This window comes from Roseiflexus sp. (assembly GCF_057785375.1).
Genome location: NZ_JBYNRX010000082.1, coordinates 1 through 20117 on the forward strand (window position 1 = coordinate 1; position 20117 = coordinate 20117).

Below are 20117 nucleotides of genomic sequence, written 5' to 3' on the forward strand. Positions count from 1 at the left end.
TGCGGCGGACGTGGGATTCGACAGGCTCAGCAAACGTCCGCCGCTCCACGTCCTTGATGGTCCAGGTTTTGATCGCTTTTACAAGAGACGTTGCAATGCGCCGACTCTTTGCTCATCCTAACTTGCGGTCAGTCAGACAAGATGTTTGAGCGTCCGATTCGCAAGGCGCAACCATTCACAACGCGCGTTGACGGTCGTAGATGCATGACTGCGCCCCGGCATCAGCAGCCCCAATGGGGCTTGCACATGCGGTGAGCGTAGTCGAACTGCGTCCTCAGCAAGGGCTTTAGCCCGCAGCGCCCAGGCGTCTCGCTACGCGCCCGGCAGTATTGTACGAATGACCGCGCATGAGTATGAGCATCAATCCGGTCGCACGCCCAGCGTTACGTCGAGCGACAGTTGCTGACCATCACGCAACACATCGAGCGTCACCACATCACCCGGTTTGTACTCCAGCAGCAAGGCGCGCAACGATTGACCAGGACCGATTGGCTTGCCGTTGAGTTTTGTGACAATATCACCGCTGCGCAAACCGGCGCGTGCAGCCGGGCCGCCCTGCTCGACAGCGGCAATCAGCGCGCCGGCGTTGACCGGCAAATTGTTATCGAGCGCCAGCATGGCATCGATGGTTCCGAAGCGCACCCCAAGGAACGGATAGACAACCTTGCCATTGGCGATCAACTGCTCACTCACCCGCTTGGCAATCGAACTCGGCACCGCAAACCCAAGCCCTTCCGCCAGCGCCGATCCCAAACCGCTCCCGCGCACGACCAGAGTGTTGATCCCGACCACCTCACCGCGCAGGTTGATCAGCGGACCGCCGCTATTGCCGCTGTTAATCGCTGCATCGGTCTGGATCAGTCCTTCGGGTGCGTTGGCGCCGAGTGAACGGTTGAGCGCGCTCACCACGCCGACCGTCACCGTATTGCGAAAGTCGCCAAGCGGACTGCCAATCGCAATAACCGTTTCGCCAGGCTGTAGCGCATCGGAGTCGCCCAGCGCCGCCACACCCGGCACAGGACCATCGACCTTGACCACTGCGAGGTCCATCAGCGGATCGGCGCCGACCAGGCGGGCATCGCGGCGCGAACCATCGTAGAAAATCACCGACAGCGAGCGATGCCCTTCAATGACGTGATTGTTGGTGAGAATGTACCCATCCTGACTGATAATGACCCCCGAACCGCTGCCGCGGCGCACCGATCCGCCGGGTTGATCCGGCAGCGGAAACGGCAGATCGCCGAGCAGCGGCGACCCTTGCGAGCCAGAAGCCAGCGTGTTTACCACGGTGACAACCGCTGGTGAGACCCGTTGCACGACTTCAACCACCGGCGAGGATGTGGCAGGCGCGGCTGGCGCCTCGGTTGGCGCCGGGGCGACGGTTGGCTGGGGAATGGCAGTTGGCGCCGGCATCAGCGCCGGGATCGGCGCCGGACTCGATGGCTGTGCAGCAATGCGTTCGATCTGTTGCTGCGTCACATACCAGGCGACGCCGCCGCCTGCTAATGCGCCAATGAGTGCGCCTATCACCAGTGTGACGACCATGCCGAAGATGAGCGCATATCTCGTTCCACGCTCCATAGAGCGACCTCCCTTAATCTATGTTTCCAGATGTACAGTATGCACCCGGCATGTAAACCAGACGTTAGACCCGCATAAGAAACTGCTTAGTCTTGAGCATCAATAGTAAACCCATGTCTGCTGGTTGGCGCGTGACCGTGCATGCGGTATAATAGAAGAAAGTGTAGATGATATCTAGCCGTCTCCGTGATATGCGATCGATGGTTGATTACTAATGGAAGAAATTCTGATCATCGATGACAGCAAGCAGATCTGCTCCATGCTTGCTGAGTACGTATTGCCGGAGCTCGGCTACACTTCCACCATCGCGAACACCGGTCGGCAGGGTCTCAGCCGCCTGCGTCAACGCATCCCCGATCTCATTTTGCTCGACCTGCAACTCCCCGATATCAGCGGTCTCGAACTGTTGCGCCTCATCGCCCAGGAAGGATACGATGTCCCTGTCATTCTGATGACGGCGCACGGATCGGAAGCAATTGCAGTTGAGGCGTTCCGGCTTGGAGCGCGCAACTACCTGATCAAGCCATTCAGTGAAACAGAAGCGCAGGCGGCGATTGATCAGGCGCTGCGCGAACGCCGGCTCAAGCGCGAAAAAGAACAGTTGACGCACAATCTGCGCCAGCGCGTGCAGGAACTGACGGTTCTGTACTCGATCGGGAAGTCGGTCAGTTCGCTGCTCGATCTCGAAGAACTGCTGGTGCGCATCGTCGAAGCCGGCGTCTACATTACCCGCGCCGAAGAAGGATTCCTGTTGCTGCGCGACTCAGACGCCAACGAACTCTATCTGCGCGCTGCGAAGAACCTTGGCGAGCAGCGCGCGCAGAAGTTGCGCATGCCGATCGACGACAGCCTTGCCGGGCAGGTGATCCGCACCGGCAAGCCAATCCGCCTCGACAAAGCGGGCGCGGGCAATCAGTTGAAAGTCATTACCGGCTTCCTGGTGCGCGCGATCCTGCAGGTGCCGCTGATGGTCGGCAATCAGGTGATTGGCGTCCTCGCCGTTGATAATCAGCAGTCGGAGCGCATGTTCAGCGAAAACGATCAATATCTGCTCTCGGCCCTCGCCGATTATGCCGCTATCGCCATCGAGAATGCGCACCTCTACCAGCAGGTGAAACAGAGCGAGTCGCGCTATCGCGACCTGTTCGACAACGCCAATGATCTGATCTTCACCCTTGATAACCAGTTCAACATTCGCAGCATCAACAAGGTTGGTCCTACCATTACGGGATATGCCTGCGATGACCTGATTGGCCGCCCGTTGCGTGACATTATCTTCGACGATGCATGGGCGTCGGTTGAGCGCTTCCTGAATAATGTGCTTCAGAGGCAAACCGTGCCGCCGTTTGAGCTGCAACTCAGGCGACACGATGACGAAGCAGTGGTGCTCGAAGTCAGTGCACGATTGATGCGCGACGGCGAACGTTCCGAGGCGATCCACTGCATTGCCCGCGATCTGACCGAACGCCGCCGCCTCGAAGAGCAACTCATCAAAGCCGAAAAACTTTCCGCCATCGGGCAACTCGTCGCCGGCGTCGCCCATGAGGTCAACAATCCGTTGACCAGTATCAGCGGCTACACCCAGTTGATGCTGCGCGATGCGAGTCTGCCGTCAGGCGTGCGGCAGGATCTGCAACACATCAACACACAGGCGGAGCGCGCTGCGCGCATTGTGCAGAACCTGCTGATGTTCGCCCGCGAACATAAGCCGCAGCGCACCCTCGTCGATATCAATCAGGTGTTGCAAAGCACACTGACCCTGCGCGCCTACCAGCTGCGCGTCGATAACATCACGATCGTGACCGACTTCGCGCCCAACTTACCGCGGACGGTCGCCGATCCGCATCAGTTGCAGCAGGTGTTCCTCAATCTGATCAATAATGCACACCAGGCCATGACCGAGCACGGCGGCAAAGGCACGCTGACCCTGCGCACCTCGGTCGAACAGCGCGTCGGCGAGGGTGGTCGCGCAGAGTCGTGTATTCGTATCGCCGTCAGCGATACGGGTGTCGGTATTCCGTCCCGCAACCTGAGTCGCATCTTCGACCCATTCTTCACAACGAAGCCAATTGGACAGGGAACAGGGTTGGGGCTGTCGATCTGTTTCGGCATCATTCAGGAGCATCGTGGGCGCATCTGGGCGGAAAGCGAGGTTGGCGTCGGTACGACCATGTACGTCGAACTGCCGCTGGTTGATGTCGAGGAGATAGCGTTCGGCATACCTGACGCTTCGTCGCCTGCTACTGTCGAAGAAGAGCCGGAAGCGGAAGAGTCGAACGGCAGCGCTGCGATTCTGGTTGTTGACGATGAGGAGGCGGTGAGCGCCCTGCTGTCGCGGTTGTTGACCGAGATCGGTCATCGTTCGACTGCGGTTTCCAGCGGTGAAGCGGCGCTCGAGATTATTTCCCGGCAATCGTTCGATCTTATTCTAACCGACATCAAAATGCCTGGCATGACCGGCTTCGAGTTGCATCAGCACATCAAACAGCGCGATCCGCATCTGGCGCAGCGCATCATTTTCATTACCGGCGATACCATTACTGCATCGACGCAGGCGCGCCTTGCGCAGACCGGCAATCCCTATATCGCCAAACCGTTTGCCATCGAACGTCTTGAAGCGCTTGTGAATGCATGTCTCGCTTCGCAGTCGGCAAATCAACTGCCAGCCCCCTGAGCGTATCGCGCGATCGGACGTCAGACCCCGCAACACGGTAACGCGGTTCTGTTGCGCTGTTTCCGAAAGACTGCACACGGATCGCTGGCGTGTGCGATAATGCAAATCACTATTCCCGGTCGTAAGTCTTGTGAGAGGTTTGGATCGTGGAGCCAATTGCAGAGATTGCCGTTGATAACCGTCAGGGCGCAGCTCAGATCGCCGAGCGCGCCGCCGATCTGATGATGCGTCGGGCAGAGTCCTTCGGCATGCTGTCGCCGCAGGAGTTCCGCCGCAATCTGTGCGATTTTGGTTGGTCGCTCATTCGGTCGCAACCGGTCATGGCGCCGCTGGTCAATCTGGTCAATCGTGTGCTCTGGGCGATTGAAGATCAACAGACGCGGCACGACCTGCTGCGAGCAGTGGCGGAAACAACCGAAGAGTTCAAACATCAGTTGCGTCAGCACGCGCTGCATGTCGCCGAAGGCGCACTGGCGCTGATTTCGGACGGTATCACGATTGTGACACTGTCGTATAGCACAACGGTGCAGCACGCGCTGCGCCATGCCCAGCGCGCAGGCCGACGGTTCCGCGTCGTCTGCGGCGAGTCGCGCCCGATTCTGGAAGGACGACAGACGGCGGCAATTCTGGCAGAGTATGGCATTCCCACTCACCTGGTCATCGATGCCGAATTGCCAGCCCATATTGTGCAGGCGCATCTGGTGCTCGTCGGCGCCGATATGTTGAGCACCTACGGGCTGGTCAACAAGATCGGCACCTATGGCGTCGCCCTCACAGCCCATTTCAAAGGGGTCGCCTGCTACGCGCTCTGCGGCAGCGAGAAGTTTCTGCTCCCTGGCTTTCGCCAACTGGAACAACTCGACCGTCCGCGGAGCGAAATTTGGGCGGAAGCGCCCCAGAATGTCTCTATTCGCAATCGGTATTTCGATCTGACGCCGCTCGAATTGCTTTCGGGAATTGTGACGGAACGTGGCATCCTGCCGGTCGCAGCCGTGGAAGCATGGCTGGCGTCGACCCGCCTGCATCCGGCGCTGGCGCTTGATCCTGCCTGTCAGACCGTGGAAACATGCCCTTGACATAGAACTTTTGTTCTAATACAATGTCCTTACCTCAGTTGCCAGACGACGATCTTCCTGCGCCTGCGACTATGTCAGAAACAGGCGCTGGCCGTTCGTTGTCACTCCAACAGATGGGAGGACGTGTTATGGCAGTCACAAGCCGAACCATTCGCACCGGTCGCCGCATCTGGAGTCGCAACCCGCAGATCCAGCGAACGGCGCATGCGCTGTTGTACGGTGTGGCGTTGGTGTTGGGCGCGCTGGCAGTGTATGTGCTGATCGGCGCCTTGATCGGGCGGATGAATGTGCTGATCGACGATATGCGCTATGGGTATCCGCGCACGATGCACGTGCAGGCGTTCGTCGGTCACGAAGAGGGGTCCGGCCAACCGACGCATCTGATTGCGATGAATCTCGACCGGCAGGTGGTAGTGCTGGAACTGCCAGGAGGCGATCCGTCGCGGATGCGCTCGATCACCGGTCCATACCTGTTCGGCGCCGATGAACATCTGACGCCGGTCATCATCGGCGTCAGCGATGTCGATGGCGATACCTTGCCCGATCTGTTGCTCGATGTCCGGCGCGAGCGCATTGTCTATCTGAACCGCGATGGCGGATTCCGCCTGCCGACGCCTGAAGAGCAAGCGCGGCTGATGACGCCTGTACGTCCATGAGCGAGAGTGAACCAGATACGCACGCAGAACGCCGCTTACCGCGCCGTGAGACGCGATCTGCGCAACGTCCCGTTCATTATCCGGCGAATCGTCGCCCTAACCCGCTGGCTCGTTTCCACGATCCCTTCGACGATCTCCCGCTCACGCTCCGCGAGCGCCAACTGATGGAACGCAGCGTGCGTGGCCGGGAACGTCCGCCTGCCGCTCAGTCGTTTGCCGTATCGCCGGCGGAAGAACCGCTGACGCCGGACAATCCCTTCGCTTTCGACGATGATGCGCGTGAGATGTTGCTGGCGGAACTGGTCGCTGCAACGCCTGCGTACCGCCCGGCGCCGCTCCGACGACCGGTTCGATCCCGGGAGTTTCCCTGGTGGCTGATTGCCGTCTGCGCCGTTAGCGCCGTGATCCTGTATTTCTTCTGGAACGACGCCGACACATCGCGCATTTGCTTCGCTCCCGGGTGTACGGCGCGCGAACCGGCCATGCAAGCGTATACGAGCGCACTGGCGCCTGATCTCCCCACGCCCGACGGTCAGCACTCGGTGCTCGGTCCGCCAAGCATTTCAGCGCAGCAGATTGACCGGATCCTCGCAGAGTGGGGGTCGCCAGCCGCCGGCACCGGCGCTACCTGGGTGGAACTTGGCGTCCGGTACGGCATCGACCCCGCCTACGCCCTGGCGTTCTTTATTCACGAATCGGGCGCCGGAACTGCGCCAGGATGGGCGGGACGAAAACCGGACGGCGGCACGACCCACAATGTCGGCAATATCATCTGCGCCGGGTATCGCACGTGCTATGGCAGGTTTCGCAATTATGCAAGCTGGGAGGAAGGAATCGAGGACTGGTACCGCCTGATTGCCGTTGAGTACGTGCAGTGGCGCGGCGTTCACACTGTTGAGGAGATTGTGCCGATCTACGCCCCTGCCGTTGAAAACAACGTCCCCGCTTACGTCAGTACGGTCAACCGCCTGGTTGCCGAATGGCGCGCATCGCGAGCACGATCATGACCCTGAGCCGGGAACAACTCTTTCTGCTGATTCTTGCGCTGATCGGGCTTGGCGTCCTCGTTCAGCAAACGCAACAGCCGCCAGTGCAGCCGAGCCTCTGGCGCGGCGGGATGCTTTCTCCACAGCGTGCAGCCGGGCAGAGCTTCAGCGCTGCGTTCGCTCCACAACCCGCGACTGAACGGCCATCTGGCAATCCGCTGCGCAACCCGCGCACCGTGATCACCCAGGGGTACGGCGTCGGCTCGCACGCGCCCGCCAATATCTGGGGCGGGGTTGATCTGGCGATCGATGGCGATGGCGATGGCAAAGCCGACCCGCAGGGAACCTGGCGCGCGCCCGTGTACGCCACCCACGACGGCGTCGCCCGCGTGCGACCGGATACCTGGCCCGGCGGCAATTATCTTGCGGTTGAAAACAGTCGCTACAAAACCGCCTATGCCCATCTCGACTCCTACGTCGTCGTCGATGGTCAGCCCGTGGTGCGCGGGCAACTCATTGGTTATGTCGGCTCAACCGGGATGTCAAGCGGTCATCACCTGCACTATGAGGTGTGGGAACAAGACGTCAACCGTAATCCGCTCGATTTCGACGTGTTGCAGCACGACTGGTAAGGAATCCTCATTTTCGCGTATAATGCAGGGGGGGTTGTCAGACGCAACAATGTACCAGTACGCCAGGACAATGAGAAAGACTCCCATGGCATAACGGGACGCACGTACTATAGACCATTCCAGAGGGACGGGGTATGATGATATGGCAAGGTGCTGGACAGGAGCATGCAGTATGACACCACTTCCCTCTCCCCACGACGCCATTGACGACTCGGCGAAACTGATTGCAATCCTTGAACGTCATCATCAAGATGCGCCCGAAATCGAGGCGTTGCTCAATGCACATCGCGCCACCCACCGCCAGATGACGACCAGTTACCATATGAGCGAAGAAGCGATCACCGCCTGGCGTGCGGCGCTTGCCCGCCGCTGGACGTGCGAAATAACGGCGCGTCGCCTGTATAAGCAGACGCTGCGCCAGCTGGTGCAACACTATGGCACCGCCGAGACGCCCACCATCCGGCTCATTTCTCGCGGCGGCGCAGAAGCTGACAGCACACCCGCTGAACTCCTCGAGGATATGCGGCGCCTCCACGCCGTCCTGTCCCTCGAAGCCGCAACACTGCCCTTCGCAGAACACCGCCTGGCAGAGATCGTCCAGTCGTGCGAGACGCTCGAACGCGCCATCGACGAAGTCGCTGAATGTGAACGACAGCGGCGCACTGCTGTGCTCGATCTCCGCATCGCTCGCGAAGTGTATCGCCGGATGCGCCGCGAAACCTGCCAGACGCTTATGAACCAGTTGGGTGATCGGACGCCGCTCGACCTGAGCGATGAGTCTCTGGTCGAAACAACCGATCAGTAAACCCAAAACACGTCACAGGCTGGCAATCCGTCGAGTCTCACCTTCGTATGAACTGGTCAGGTCGGACGACTCCGGCAACGCTTCCGCACTTGTTTCCTGCATCTGAACGCCCACCACGCGCACAATCCGCACCGAACCAAGGATTGCTGTAGCATTAATGCGCATTCGCACCGGAGAGGTCTCGAACTCGACCTCTCCGATCCCGGCGGACGACAGCGGCCGGTTGTCCGCCGTGCGCCACTCGTATCGGGTGTCTCCCATCATCGCCCCGCCATCGATATGCAGCCCGACGTTTGCCGGGACGCGAATCGTTACCTGGCCAAACATGGCAAAGGCGCTGATTGTGTGATCCCCCGGCGCTAAGGGCTGGCGGGTCAGATCGACCGTGATGCTGCCGAACATCGCCGTGAAACTCTCGTTGTCAAGGCGCGTGTTGGTGTTAATGTGCTCGATCCCGCTGAACAGACTCATCGAAGACATGGTTCGCTCCTTTGTGTTGCATGGTACACAAGTTCGACGTATCATATGCTCAGAGGGTTGCGAACGTCCGTTCAAGAAAGGTTCCTATGCCGCTGACACTGACTCCCAGCGCGATTCGTACGCTGCTGCTGACCGTTCAGGGGCTCGACCGTCCGCTGCAACACACGGCGACAAAAAACGATGTGCTGGCGACCATCCGGCGGATGCAGGCGCTCCAGATCGATACCATCCACGTGGTTGCACGCAGTCCGTACCTGGTATTGTGGAGCCGCCTCGGCGCGTATGCGCCGCACTGGTTGACCGATCTGCTGGCGGAGCGGGCAATCTTCGAGTACTGGTCGCACGAGGCATGCTTTTTGCCCATCGAGGATTACCCGGTCTACCGCTCGTTGATGCTGGCAGGGAAAACGCGCAGCAACGCCTATGCGCGCCGGTGGCTGCAAGAGAACCAGGAAATTGCCACAGCCCTGATTGACCATATTCGCGCTAACGGCACGGTTCGCTCGGCTGACTTTACTCGCAACGATGGCGCGACAGGCGGCTGGTGGAACTGGAAGGTCGAAAAGATGGCGCTGGAAATGCTCTTCATTGTTGGCGATCTGATGATCGACCGGCGCGAAAACTTTCAGCGCGTCTACGACCTGCGCGAGCGGGTGCTGCCGGAATGGAACGATGACCGTGCACCCGATGTCGCAGCGGCGCAGCGCACCCTGACGCTGGCGGCAGCACAGGCGCTCGGCGCGGCGCCGACGCGCTGGCTGGCGGACTACTTTCGCACCAGCAAGGCGGAAACAGCGCGCATTGCCGCTGCACTGGCTGCCGAAGGCGCGCTTATAACGGCGCGCGTCGAAGGGTGGCGCGATCCAGTGTACATTCATCCAGACAACCGGCCGCTGGCGTGGGCTGCCGCCGAAGGCGCGCTCCGCTCAACCGTCACCACGCTGCTCTCGCCGTTCGATCCGGTGGTCTGGGATCGACGGCGGGCGCTGGAATTGTTTGGCTTCGACTATCGCATCGAGTGTTATACCCCGGCGCCCAAACGACGGTATGGCTATTTCACACTGCCCATCCTGCATCGCGGGGCGCTGGTCGGACGACTCGACCCGAAAGCGCATCGGAACGATGGCATCTTCGAGGTCAAGGCGCTCTACCTCGAACCAGGAGTTGAACCGGACGACGAACTGGCGACCAATCTGGCGACGGCGGTGCGTGCCTGCGCCGCGTGGCATGGCGCCCCCGACGTCATCATCCGGTTCTGTGACCCGCCGGGGTTCGGCGGGTTGGTGATGCATACGTTGCGTACCTGAATTCATAAAACCTGACATCATCTCTAACACAACTCCTACATTTCCCCATTTGATCATCCTCAACAGATCGACTACAATAAGAAGCATATGACATATCCATGATTCATCACTCAATGCCAGGAGGTCCTGACGGTTATGCCTACCTACGTGTACGCCTGTGACGCTTGCGGTGCGCAGTTCGAGCAGTTCCAGTCGTTCAAAGACGAACCGCTGCGGGTATGTCGTTGTGGCAAAGAAGGTTCGGTACGCCGGGTCTTCCAGCCGGTGGGCATTGTCTTCAAGGGCTCAGGCTGGTATATTACCGATAGCCGCAAGAGCGACAGCGCGAGCATCGGCAGCGATAGCTCGTCGAAGAGTGAGAAGAGCGAGACCGGCTCCAGTGAATCCTGACCTGAGCCATCTGCGCCCCCTTAGCGGGCGCTTCTATACCTTCCTCCGGGCCTCCCGCCGCCTGTCGGTCGGGTTCGTCGCGCAGACCTGTATCTGTCTTTAGGGGCGTCATCGCACGGTGCATGACGCCCCTGATCTGCATGACGCGCTTCGATTGACCGTCGAACGGGAGGTTTTTCATGTCCAGAAACAACGATAACCTGCTCTGCATCATACGCGACGATATTCGCGCGATTTTCCTCAATGATCCGGCAGCGCGCAATCTGGCGGAGGTGTTGCTCTACCCCGGGTTGCACGCCATTCTGTTCCATCGCCTGGCGCACGCCCTCTGGCGACGCGGCGTACCGTTCATTCCCCGCCTGATCTCGCAGATCAGTCGCTTCCTCACCGGTATCGAAATCCATCCGGGCGCCGTCATCGGTCGCGGTTTCTTCATCGACCACGGGATGGGCGTGGTGATCGGCGAAACGACCGAAATCGGCGACTGGGTGACCCTCTATCAGGGGGTGACTCTCGGCGGCACCGGGAAACAACGCGGCAAACGCCACCCAACCGTGCGCGACGGCGTGGTGATTGGCGTCGGCGCGAGTGTGCTCGGCGCCATTACCATTGGCGAAGGGGCGCGGATCGGCGGCGGCGCCGTGGTAGTGAAGGACGTTCCGCCTCACGCCACCGCCGTCGGCGTCCCAGCACGTATTGTGGCGCAGCGCGATCCGCATACCGGCGAAACGCGCCGTGTTGAATATCTGCCCGACCCCGAAGGGGAAATGTTGCGCAGCCTGCGCGCGAAAGTGCTGGAACTCGAAGAACGCCTGACCGAACTCGAAGTTGCAACCAACCATCACCTCGAACATCACGTCGAGGATGATGCGCTCGCATCGCAGTGCTGGTCGGCGCTCGGCGATACGAATGGAAATGGCGCGGTCGATGAGTATGGCTATGTAGCCGGTGATGGGATATAACGCATATGAGCATTCGCATTTATAACACACTCACACGCACGCTCGAACCGTTCGCAACCATCGAACCCGGCGTGGTCAAGATATATGTCTGCGGTGTAACGGTCTACGACCGGGCGCATATCGGGCACGCGATGTCGGCGATTGTCTTCGATGTGGTGCGGCGCTACCTGGAGTACCGCGGCTACGCCGTGCAGCATGTCGTCAATTTTACCGATGTGGACGATAAGATCATCAATCGAGCCAGGGAACTCGGGCGTGACCCGAAGGAACTCGCCGAGTCATACATCGCCGAGTTTCTGGAAGACCTTGAGGCGCTGAACGTCAAGCGGGCGCATATCTACCCGCGCGCAACCGAGACGATGCTGGAGATTCAGCGTTTCATCAGCCGGTTGATCGAGACAGGCCACGCCTACGTCGTGGATGGCGACGTCTACTTTCGCGTCTCGACCGTTCCTGACTACGGCAAACTTTCACGGCGCAGCCTTGATGATATGATCGCAGGTAATCGCATCGGCGTCGATGAGCGCAAAGAGAACCCGGCGGATTTTGCGCTCTGGAAGGCGGCAAAGCCGGGTGAGCCGTTCTGGGATAGCCCCTGGGGTCCAGGGCGCCCCGGCTGGCATATCGAGTGCTCGGCGATGAACCTGGCGCACCTCGGCGAGCAGATCGATATTCACGGCGGTGGGACCGACCTGATCTTCCCGCACCACGAGAATGAGATCGCCCAAACCGAGAGTCTGACCGGCAAACCGTTTGCGCGCTACTGGATGCACAACGGCATGCTCCAGATCCAGACCCGGCTGGCGGATGGCACATACAAACTGGAGAAGATGTCCAAGTCGCTCGGCAATGTGGTGACCATCCGCGAGTTTCTGGCGCGTTATCATCCTGATGTGTTGCGGTTGACGGTGCTCTCCAGTTCGTACCGCAGCCCGCTGGCGTTCGGTGAGGAGATCGCCGCCGACCAAGAGCGCAAACTGGCGCGATTGCGCTCGGCGCTCGAACCGCCGAGCGGGACGATCGAAACTGGGCCGGCGGTCGAGGTGTTGCTCGCGGCGGCGCGAACGGCACGCGAGCGGTTCATCGCCGCGATGGACGACGACTTCAACACCGCCGGGGCGCTGGCAGCGTTGTTCGAACTGGTGCGCTCGATCAACACGGCGCGCGATGCCGGCGCCGGCGGTGCGCCCTTTGCTGAGGCGCAGGCGACCTTCCGCGAGTTGATCGATGTGCTCGGATTGACGTTGACCGCGCAGCGCCCCGTCATTCAGCAGGCGGCGCCGTTCATCGATCTGCTGGTCGAAATGCGCAGCGAATTGCGGAAGGCGAAACAGTTCGCGCTCGCCGATATGGTGCGCAACCGCCTAGCGGAACTTGGCGTCACGCTCGAAGATACCCCACAGGGGACACGATGGAAAGCGGCGGACAAACCAAACCCGTGACGTGGCTGGAACTCTCGGTTTCGTGTGATAGCGAAGCTGTCGAACCGGTCAGCGAGTTGCTGGCGCGTTACGGCTACAACGGCGGCGTGGCGATCGAACCGCCGATCATTCCTGGCGAAGATGGCCCGGAGTACCAGTATGACCCGGCGCGTCCGGTGACGGTGCGCACCTACCTGGCGCTCGATGACTCCGCCGAAGAGACGCGTGCGCGCATTGAACAAGGACTGTGGTTGCTGGGCATGATCCGTCCGGTCGGTCCGTTGCAGATTCGACAGATCGAAGAGGAAGACTGGGCGAATGCCTGGAAGCAGTACTATACCATCCAGCGGATCGGGACGCATATCGTGATTGTCCCTTCCTGGCTGGACTACCAGCCGCTGCTGGACGATCTGCTCGTGCGCCTCGACCCTGGCATGGCATTTGGCACCGGCCTGCACCCGACAACGCAGTTGTGCCTGATTGAGCTGGAGCAGCGCATCACGCCGGGAATGCGCGTGCTCGATCTGGGGTGCGGTTCCGGGATTCTCTCGATTGCAGCGGCGCGTCTGGGCGCCACGCAGGTGCTGGCGCTCGACACCGACCCGATTGCAGTCGAAGCGACGCGAGCAAATGCGGCGCTGAACGGTGTGGCAGACAGGATCATCGTTGCCGAAGGCAGCCTGGGGCGCGGCGCCTCCTTCGGGCACTGGTTGCGCCCCGACACCGGCAGCGATGCTGAGTCGCCTGTGTTCCTGCCGGTGTTGTTACCGGGCGATACGCCGCCGCCATTCGATCTTATTGTCGCCAACATTATCGCCAGGGTGCTCGTGGCGGTCGCCCCAGATTTTGCGACGGCGCTGCGCCCCGGCGGTCTGTTGATCAGTTCGGGGATTATCGCCGATCGTGAACCTGATGTGGTAGCCGCCTATGCCGCTGCCGGACTGGAAGCGGTCTCGCGCCGACTGGAGGGCGACTGGGTGGCGCTGGTGCACCGTAAACCATAACTCATGCCTCGTCGTCCGCGCGATACCGTTCACAGCAACACCTACCGGTTCTTCGTCGCCCCATCAGCGTTCGACGCCGAGCGGGTGCGTCTGTTCGATCCCGACCTGGCGCATCAACTGGCGAACGTGTTGCGGTTGGGGCGCGGCGACCGCGTTGTGCTGCTGGACGGCGAGGGATGGCAGTACACCGTCGCGCTGGAAACGGTTGACCGGCGCGGCACGGTGAGCGGCGCCATCGAATCGCGTGAAGTGGCCGGCGGTGAGCCACGCCTTGCCCTGACGATCTACCTGCCGATTATCCGGGCAGAACGGTTTGAGTGGGCATTGCAGAAGGGGGTCGAACTGGGCGCGGCGGCGTTCGTTCCAATCCTCTGCACGCGCAGCATCGACGCCCCGCCTGATGAACGTCGCCTGGTGCGCTGGCGGCGAATTATCCGCGAAGCCGCCGAACAGTCGCGGCGCGGCAGATTGCCGCACCTGGCAGCGACGCTCACCTTCGCCAAAGCATGCACACAGTCCACGCCCGCTTCCCCCGCACTACTCCTGTGGGAAGGAGATAACGCCACACCGCTTGCAGCAGCGCTGCACACCCTGCGCCGCGACGCACCGCCAGCAACGTTGGGCATCTTCAGCGGACCGGAGGGCGGACTGACCGACGACGAGCGCTCTTACGCCGAACGACATGGTATCATGAGAGTGTCGCTTGGTCCGCGCACGCTACGCGCCGAGACGGCGCCCATCGTGGCCACCGCGATCATCATGTACGAGCTGGGATGACGGAATTGCCGGCGGGCGTCGAGGCAGGTTCCCAGGAGCAGATCTGAGACCTGCCCCTCCTGCCCCTCCCGAAGGCGTGGGGGCAGGTCTGAGACCCGCCCCTCCTCCACCGAAATCCGTCATCCATCCCAGGAGGGTTGCCATGTCCTTGCGTTTCCGGTTCCCTCGTCGTTTTGCCGCGGCACTGCTCCTCCTCCTGGCGGGGTTCGCCGGCGGTTGGGTCAGCGCGACCGTCTTTGCCGACAGCATCTCGATCACGCGCCTGGTTCCGGTGATCGGACCGGGCCTGGTTGCCAACCAGGAGACGCCGCCCTCACTGCGGCAACAGTTCCGTGTCTTCTGGGAAGTATGGAACCTGGTCGAAGCCGAGTTCTACCAGCGCGACCGGATCAACCACACCCGCATGATCCGCGGTGCAATCACCGGCATGCTGGCGTCGCTCGACGACCCGTACACCGTTTACCAGGAACCGGAGCTGGCGTCGCAGACGAACGAGCATATGCAGGGACGCATGGGCGGTATCGGCACATACCTGCGGATCACCGACGGACGGGCGTTTCTCTACAAACCGATCAAAGGCGCGCCGGCCGATACCGCCGGTCTCAGGCAGGATGACGAAATCGTGGCGATCGATGGCGAACCGGTTGCGCCGATGATCGCAGGTCTCGACATCAATGAAGCAGCGGTGAAAGTGGCAGCGAAAATCCGCGGGCAAGCCGGCACGCAGGTGCGCCTGACCATCCGGCGGCAACCGGGTGATCAGGTGTTCGACGTCACGCTGACGCGCGCCGACATTGTGGTGCCAGGCGTCGAAGCCCAACTCGTCGATGGCGGAATCGCCTACATCCGCATCATCGAATTCAAAGCCAACACCGTTCCCGAATTCGATCAGGCGCTGCGCGAGTTGCTGCCGCAAGCGCCGAACGGCATCGTCCTCGACCTGCGCAACAACCCCGGCGGCTTCCTCGACCAGGCGCGCGCCGTCCTCGGACGGTTCTACAGTGGCGTGGCGCTCTACGAGCAGAATAGCAAAGGCGAAATCGCCGAAATCCGCACCGTCGGCGGCGACATACGCGCCTTCGATGTTCCTGTCGTCGTGCTAGTCAATGGCGGTTCCGCCAGCGCGAGCGAGATCGTCGCCGGCGCCTTGCGCGACAGCCGCCCCAATGTAACCCTGATCGGCGAGAAGACCTTCGGCAAGGGATCGGTGCAGAACATCTACCATCTGAGCGACGGCAGCAGTGCACGGATCACGTTTGCGCACTGGCTCACCCCGGCACGCACCGAGATCGACAAAGTCGGCATCACGCCGCAGTACGTCATTCCCTATGCCGAAGCCCCCGAGACCCAGACGCTGTGCGTTGGCGACCGCCAGCCGCCGCCGGGAGCGACGACCTGCGCCGACAACCAGCTCTTCTATGCCATCCGGCTGCTGCAGACCGGCGAAGCGCCGCCGTCGATGCCGGCAGCGGCGAAGTGAAGTGATGAGGCGCTGCTGTCTCAAGCCCTCATTAAGCGCGTGAAAGCCCCTACGGGGCTGACCTGACATGAGCGAGGGCTTGAGCACGAAGCGCCGGCTACGCCTGACAATTCACGTACGGATCCTTCTCTCAGCAACTCGCAACCGTGTGAGCGAAGGCGCCGAAGCAATACCGTTCGCTTCATACAGCGATTTTTTCTTCTTGAAAGTCCGATCCGGCGGCGGATAAAGCCTCCTGGCGGTTCAGATTTTGTCAGGAAACGACGGGGCTATCCCTGCCACTCCTCGCCGCCAATCCCGACCAGCGGCATACGCGCGGACGTGAACGTCCGCGCTGAACGAACGAAGCCCCGCTGACGCGGGGCTGGCTCTGGGCATGCGTCCACACCGGGGCGATGGCGCGGCAGCGCCCTTCGTACGCTCAGCCCGATGGTTCAGCGCCGGGCTGAGCGTACGGTTGTCGCCTGACAAATCGTGCTTGGACCCCGGGAACCGGGCGCGCTCGATGACTGACAGGAAATCTGGATGCTCCGGCTGATGTGATGCAGATAAGCGGACAGAAGCTGCGAGACCCCACAGTTCCGGCGCCTGTGCATGGTTGATGAGTTCCTATCGAGACTACTTAATCGTCAGGTTGCTCAACTTCGGCACCGCCGCAATCCACACCTGCCCGGGGTTCATCGCGGCTTCGCTGCCATCGGCGAGGTAAAAGCGCAGTGGTGCAGCTTCAGAGTCCTTGCGCCAGGTGATGTCGAGCGCCACGCCATCCTGGAACAGGACTCCCGGACCACTGCCGATCACATCCTGCTGAATGCGCCCTTTGGGGTCGCCGGGGATGGGGCGCTCCTGCACTTCGATGACGACGACATTGCGGGCACGCAACTGCTCGCGGGTTGCAGCGTCAATCGCCGGTTTGCCGCGACGCAGGCGCAGGTAGACGTTGCCGGCAGGGTCATACGTCCAGCCGGCGGTGTCCTGGCGGTAGATGAAGAAATAGTCAAGTTCCTGCGCTGCCGGACGCTGATCCGGCGGCGCTTCGGCTTTGATCAGGAACCCCAGTTCAGGATCGTTGATCGCGGCGTTGCCAAAGCGCGCCGCCGCCTGCTCGAGGCGCGCAGTGCTGGTATAGAGGTTATGCGGCGCTTTCCGTGCGCGAATGCGAGTGAAGTAGGCGCCGCCAGAACGTGCCAGCGCATCGACATCGATGATCTCAGACGCTTCCCTCGCGCGTTTGAGCGCATCGGGAGCGCCGCCGGCGTGGATGTACATCCCGTGCATGCCCATCGCCCAGCGCACGAAGTAGAGCCGCGCGCTACGCACCGGACCGATCGACGGAATATCGGGCGAAACACCGGGGACGTACACCGCCATAAAGCGCGTGATCCCCATCTCGGCAAGCGCCTCGAACACGACCGCCGCCTGGTCGAGGCCGGTTTGCGGGTAAGCGTTCGGATGGTTGTCAATCATGACCACATAGGGGCGACGGGTGATCGTACCGCGCTCGAAAGCGGCGGGGGCGCGAGGCGGTGCAGCGGCGGCAGGCGCCACCAGGGACGCGATCACGGTCAGCGCGATCAATACAGCCGCTGCGCGCAGGAAGGGAACGGTTCGCATGCTGATCCTCGATGTACCTGTTCTCTGTGATGAATGAGCCAGCGGCAATGATACCATACAATCCATATGCTCACGCATACGGATCGACCGCATCGCGCAGCCCGTCACCCAGCAGATACAGACACAACGACGCCAGAACGATAGCCCCCAGCGGGATCAGCAGCCACGGATAGAGGGTGACCGATTTGATCTGCTGGGCATCTTGCAGCAGCACACCCCAACTGACGGCGGGCGGCAGCATGCCCAGGTTGAGGAAACTGAGCGCGGTTTCGGCAGCAATTGCGCCCGGCACTGCGAACGATGCAACGACGATGATATGGCTCATCGCATTCGGAATCATATGGGTGGTAATGACGCGCCAGTGCGATGCGCCGGCGGCAATCGCCGCTGCCGTGTAATCGGCGTTGCGGTAACTCAGCACCTTGCCGCGCACCTCGCGCGAAAAACTTGTCCAGGTGATAAATGCCAGAATAATGGTGATCAGCATATAGCGCTGCACCACCGGCATGGTAACCGGCAGCGCCGCAGCAATAGCAATGAAAAGCGAGATGAACGGAAAGGTCTGGATCAACTCGATCAGGCGCTGGATGATATTGTCGATCCAGCCGCCAAAGTACCCTGATGCCGTCCCGACGATCGAGCCGATGACCATACTGATCATCACGCCAAAGAAGCCGATCGTCAGTGATATCTGAGCGCCCTTGAGCACACGCGAGAACAGGTCGCGGCCCTGGCGGTCGGCGCCCCAGAGAAAGATCTTGGCATTGGCTTCAGGGGGGGCCTCGACGCCGAACAGATGGATGTCGAGCGGAATGAAGCCCCACATCACGTATGGACTGCTGCGCACCAACAGACGGATCGGATACGTGACATCGGGATCGGGTTCGTAAATGATCTGGAAGTTGACCGAATCGACGATCTGACGCATGCCCTGAAGCGCCAGCCCGCCGTTTGCCCAGACAATCGTCGAGGGCTGCGCATATTGATGACTCGCATCGATTTCGTTCGGGTCATACGGCGCAATAAAATCGGCAAAGAATGCCATCAAATACATGACGATCAGTACAATCGCACCGATGACCGAGAGATGATTTTTGCGATACCGACGCCAGATCAACTGGAATTGCGACAGTTGCCCGACATCATCAAACTTTCGTGCGCGTTCGGGTTGCGATGGTGCGTCTTTTGCGATCGTTGCCATTGCAGATCCGTCTCAATCACTCCAACCGTACCCGCGGATCGACCCATGCCAGGAGCAGATCGGCAATCAGGTTGCCGAGCAGCAACATGATACACTGCATCATCAGGATCGTAATGCCAAGATACATATCGGTAGCCTGCAACGCGCGCAGGTAGAGCGCGCCGAGCGTCGGCAGATTGAGGATCACGCCTGCCAGCGCATCACCGACGACAATCGCCGGGAGCAGATACCCGATGCTCATGATCAGTGGATGGACGGCGTTGCGCACTGCATGTTTCCAGACGACGGCATGCTCCTGCAACCCCTTCGCGCGGGCGGTCTGAATATACTGAGCATTCAGCACGTCCAGCAAGTTGGCGCGCATAACGCGCGTCAACCCGGCAGTGGCGGAGGCGCCAAGCACCACCACTGGGATCCACAGATTGCTCAGCAAATTGAGAAACTTAGCGAAACTCCAGGGCGCGCCGACATACTGCGGTGAAAAGAACCCAAGACCGACGTCCTGCCGCAGCACCAGCGCCGCGAAGACCATCAGAATGAGCGCCAGTGCAAAGTTGGGAATGGCAATGCCGAGAAACTGCACGAACGTAATGATGTAATCCGGTATGCTGCCGCGATTCGTCGCCAGGTAGACTCCCAGCGGGACCGAAATGAGCCAGGCGAACAGCGCCGTCCCGAATGTCAGAGCAAACGTAATGGGCAGGCGTTGGGCAATAATCCCGGCGACCGGCGTATCGGTCTCGAACGATGTGCCAAAATCGCCCTGAAGGGTGCGCGACACCCACTTCCAGTACTTGATGTGCAGCGGATCATCAACGCCATAGCGCCGCTTGAGCGCCTCGATCTGATCCTGGGGCACATTGCCCCCCTGCGCGCGTAACTGGTCGATCTTGATATCCACAATCGATCCAGGCGGTAGTTCGATCAGGAAGAACCCAATGAATGACGCCAGGATCATAGTGATGACCATGTAGACGATGCGTCGAGCCAGGAAGGTGGCCATGTCGGTTGAACCTCTGGATACGGGCAGGTCTGCGACCTACCCCTCCGGTGGATATGGGCAGGTCTGCA

Annotated in this window: 18 protein-coding genes; 13 read left to right on the forward strand and 5 right to left on the reverse strand. The window is 60.8% G+C overall.

The features are described from left to right. Positions 1-360: 360 nt before the first annotated feature. Complete coding sequence (locus AC3EA7_RS15280) at positions 361-1581, reverse strand: S1C family serine protease (RefSeq protein WP_488614930.1); 1221 nt, start codon at positions 1579-1581, stop codon at positions 361-363. 214 nt (positions 1582-1795) lie between these two features. Between AC3EA7_RS15280 and AC3EA7_RS15285 the strand changes: the two genes are divergently transcribed. From AC3EA7_RS15285 to AC3EA7_RS15310, 6 genes are all read left to right on the forward strand, one after another. Then, positions 1796-4255 carry a hybrid sensor histidine kinase/response regulator gene (locus tag AC3EA7_RS15285; RefSeq protein WP_488614931.1) on the forward strand — a complete coding sequence of 820 codons (2460 nt, stop codon included), beginning with the start codon at positions 1796-1798 and terminating at the stop codon, positions 4253-4255. Between the two features lie 146 nt (positions 4256-4401). Then, positions 4402-5331, forward strand: a complete 930-nt coding sequence (locus AC3EA7_RS15290) for an eIF2B alpha/beta/delta subunit family protein (RefSeq protein WP_488614932.1) — start codon at positions 4402-4404, stop codon at positions 5329-5331. A gap of 128 nt (positions 5332-5459) precedes the next feature. Further along, positions 5460-5987: a hypothetical protein gene (locus tag AC3EA7_RS15295; protein ID WP_488614933.1), complete on the forward strand. Its 528-nt coding sequence runs from the start codon at positions 5460-5462 to the stop codon at positions 5985-5987. After that, a complete protein-coding gene (locus AC3EA7_RS15300; RefSeq protein ID WP_488614934.1) occupies positions 5984-6994 on the forward strand; it encodes a glucosaminidase domain-containing protein in 1011 nt (336 codons plus the stop codon). The genes AC3EA7_RS15295 and AC3EA7_RS15300 overlap by 4 nt, the downstream gene beginning before the upstream one ends. Further along, a complete protein-coding gene (locus AC3EA7_RS15305) occupies positions 6967-7605 on the forward strand; it encodes a M23 family metallopeptidase (RefSeq protein WP_488614935.1) in 639 nt (212 codons plus the stop codon). Before AC3EA7_RS15300 ends, AC3EA7_RS15305 begins: the two co-directional genes overlap by 28 nt. Positions 7606-7777: 172 nt before the next feature. Beyond that, positions 7778-8410 (forward strand): hypothetical protein, encoded by a 633-nt coding sequence (locus AC3EA7_RS15310; RefSeq protein ID WP_488614936.1) that lies wholly within the window; start codon positions 7778-7780, stop codon positions 8408-8410. Between the two features lie 12 nt (positions 8411-8422). Here AC3EA7_RS15310 and AC3EA7_RS15315 read toward each other — a convergent pair whose 3' ends face one another. Continuing rightward, positions 8423-8890 (reverse strand): LiaF domain-containing protein, encoded by a 468-nt coding sequence (locus AC3EA7_RS15315; protein WP_488614937.1) that lies wholly within the window; start codon positions 8888-8890, stop codon positions 8423-8425. An 86-nt stretch (positions 8891-8976) separates the two neighbouring features. Here AC3EA7_RS15315 and AC3EA7_RS15320 point away from each other — a divergent pair, with 86 nt between their 5' ends. The 7 genes from AC3EA7_RS15320 to AC3EA7_RS15350 all read left to right on the forward strand — a co-directional run bounded on the left by AC3EA7_RS15320 (position 8977) and on the right by AC3EA7_RS15350 (position 16231). Next, entirely contained in the window at positions 8977-10197 is a 1221-nt protein-coding gene (locus tag AC3EA7_RS15320; protein ID WP_488614938.1) for a winged helix-turn-helix domain-containing protein, read from the forward strand. Positions 10198-10332: 135 nt separating this feature from the next. Then, positions 10333-10587 (forward strand): FmdB family zinc ribbon protein, encoded by a 255-nt coding sequence (locus AC3EA7_RS15325; protein WP_299756856.1) that lies wholly within the window; start codon positions 10333-10335, stop codon positions 10585-10587. 179 nt (positions 10588-10766) lie between these two features. Further along, positions 10767-11549 (forward strand): serine O-acetyltransferase EpsC, encoded by a 783-nt coding sequence (gene epsC, locus AC3EA7_RS15330; protein ID WP_488614939.1) that lies wholly within the window; start codon positions 10767-10769, stop codon positions 11547-11549. 5 nt (positions 11550-11554) lie between these two features. Then, positions 11555-12991 (forward strand): cysteine--tRNA ligase, encoded by a 1437-nt coding sequence (cysS, locus tag AC3EA7_RS15335; RefSeq protein WP_488614940.1) that lies wholly within the window; start codon positions 11555-11557, stop codon positions 12989-12991. Beyond that, on the forward strand, positions 12961-13974 hold the full coding sequence (locus AC3EA7_RS15340) for a 50S ribosomal protein L11 methyltransferase (protein ID WP_488614941.1): 1014 nt from the start codon (positions 12961-12963) through the stop codon (positions 13972-13974). Before cysS ends, AC3EA7_RS15340 begins: the two co-directional genes overlap by 31 nt. A gap of 3 nt (positions 13975-13977) precedes the next feature. Next, positions 13978-14751, forward strand: coding sequence for a 16S rRNA (uracil(1498)-N(3))-methyltransferase (locus AC3EA7_RS15345; RefSeq protein WP_488614942.1), 774 nt, complete (start codon positions 13978-13980; stop codon positions 14749-14751). Between the two features lie 142 nt (positions 14752-14893). Further along, on the forward strand, positions 14894-16231 hold the full coding sequence (locus tag AC3EA7_RS15350) for a S41 family peptidase (protein WP_488614943.1): 1338 nt from the start codon (positions 14894-14896) through the stop codon (positions 16229-16231). Positions 16232-16849: 618 nt separating this feature from the next. Here the strand turns inward: AC3EA7_RS15350 and AC3EA7_RS15355 are convergent. The 3 genes from AC3EA7_RS15355 to AC3EA7_RS15365 all read right to left on the reverse strand — a co-directional run bounded on the left by AC3EA7_RS15355 (position 16850) and on the right by AC3EA7_RS15365 (position 20049). Next, entirely contained in the window at positions 16850-17845 is a 996-nt protein-coding gene (locus AC3EA7_RS15355) for a DUF3048 domain-containing protein (protein WP_488614944.1), read from the reverse strand. 70 nt (positions 17846-17915) lie between these two features. Beyond that, positions 17916-19046 (reverse strand): ABC transporter permease, encoded by a 1131-nt coding sequence (locus AC3EA7_RS15360; protein WP_488614945.1) that lies wholly within the window; start codon positions 19044-19046, stop codon positions 17916-17918. Between the two features lie 16 nt (positions 19047-19062). Next, complete coding sequence (locus tag AC3EA7_RS15365) at positions 19063-20049, reverse strand: ABC transporter permease (protein ID WP_488614946.1); 987 nt, start codon at positions 20047-20049, stop codon at positions 19063-19065. Positions 20050-20117 lie beyond the last annotated feature (68 nt).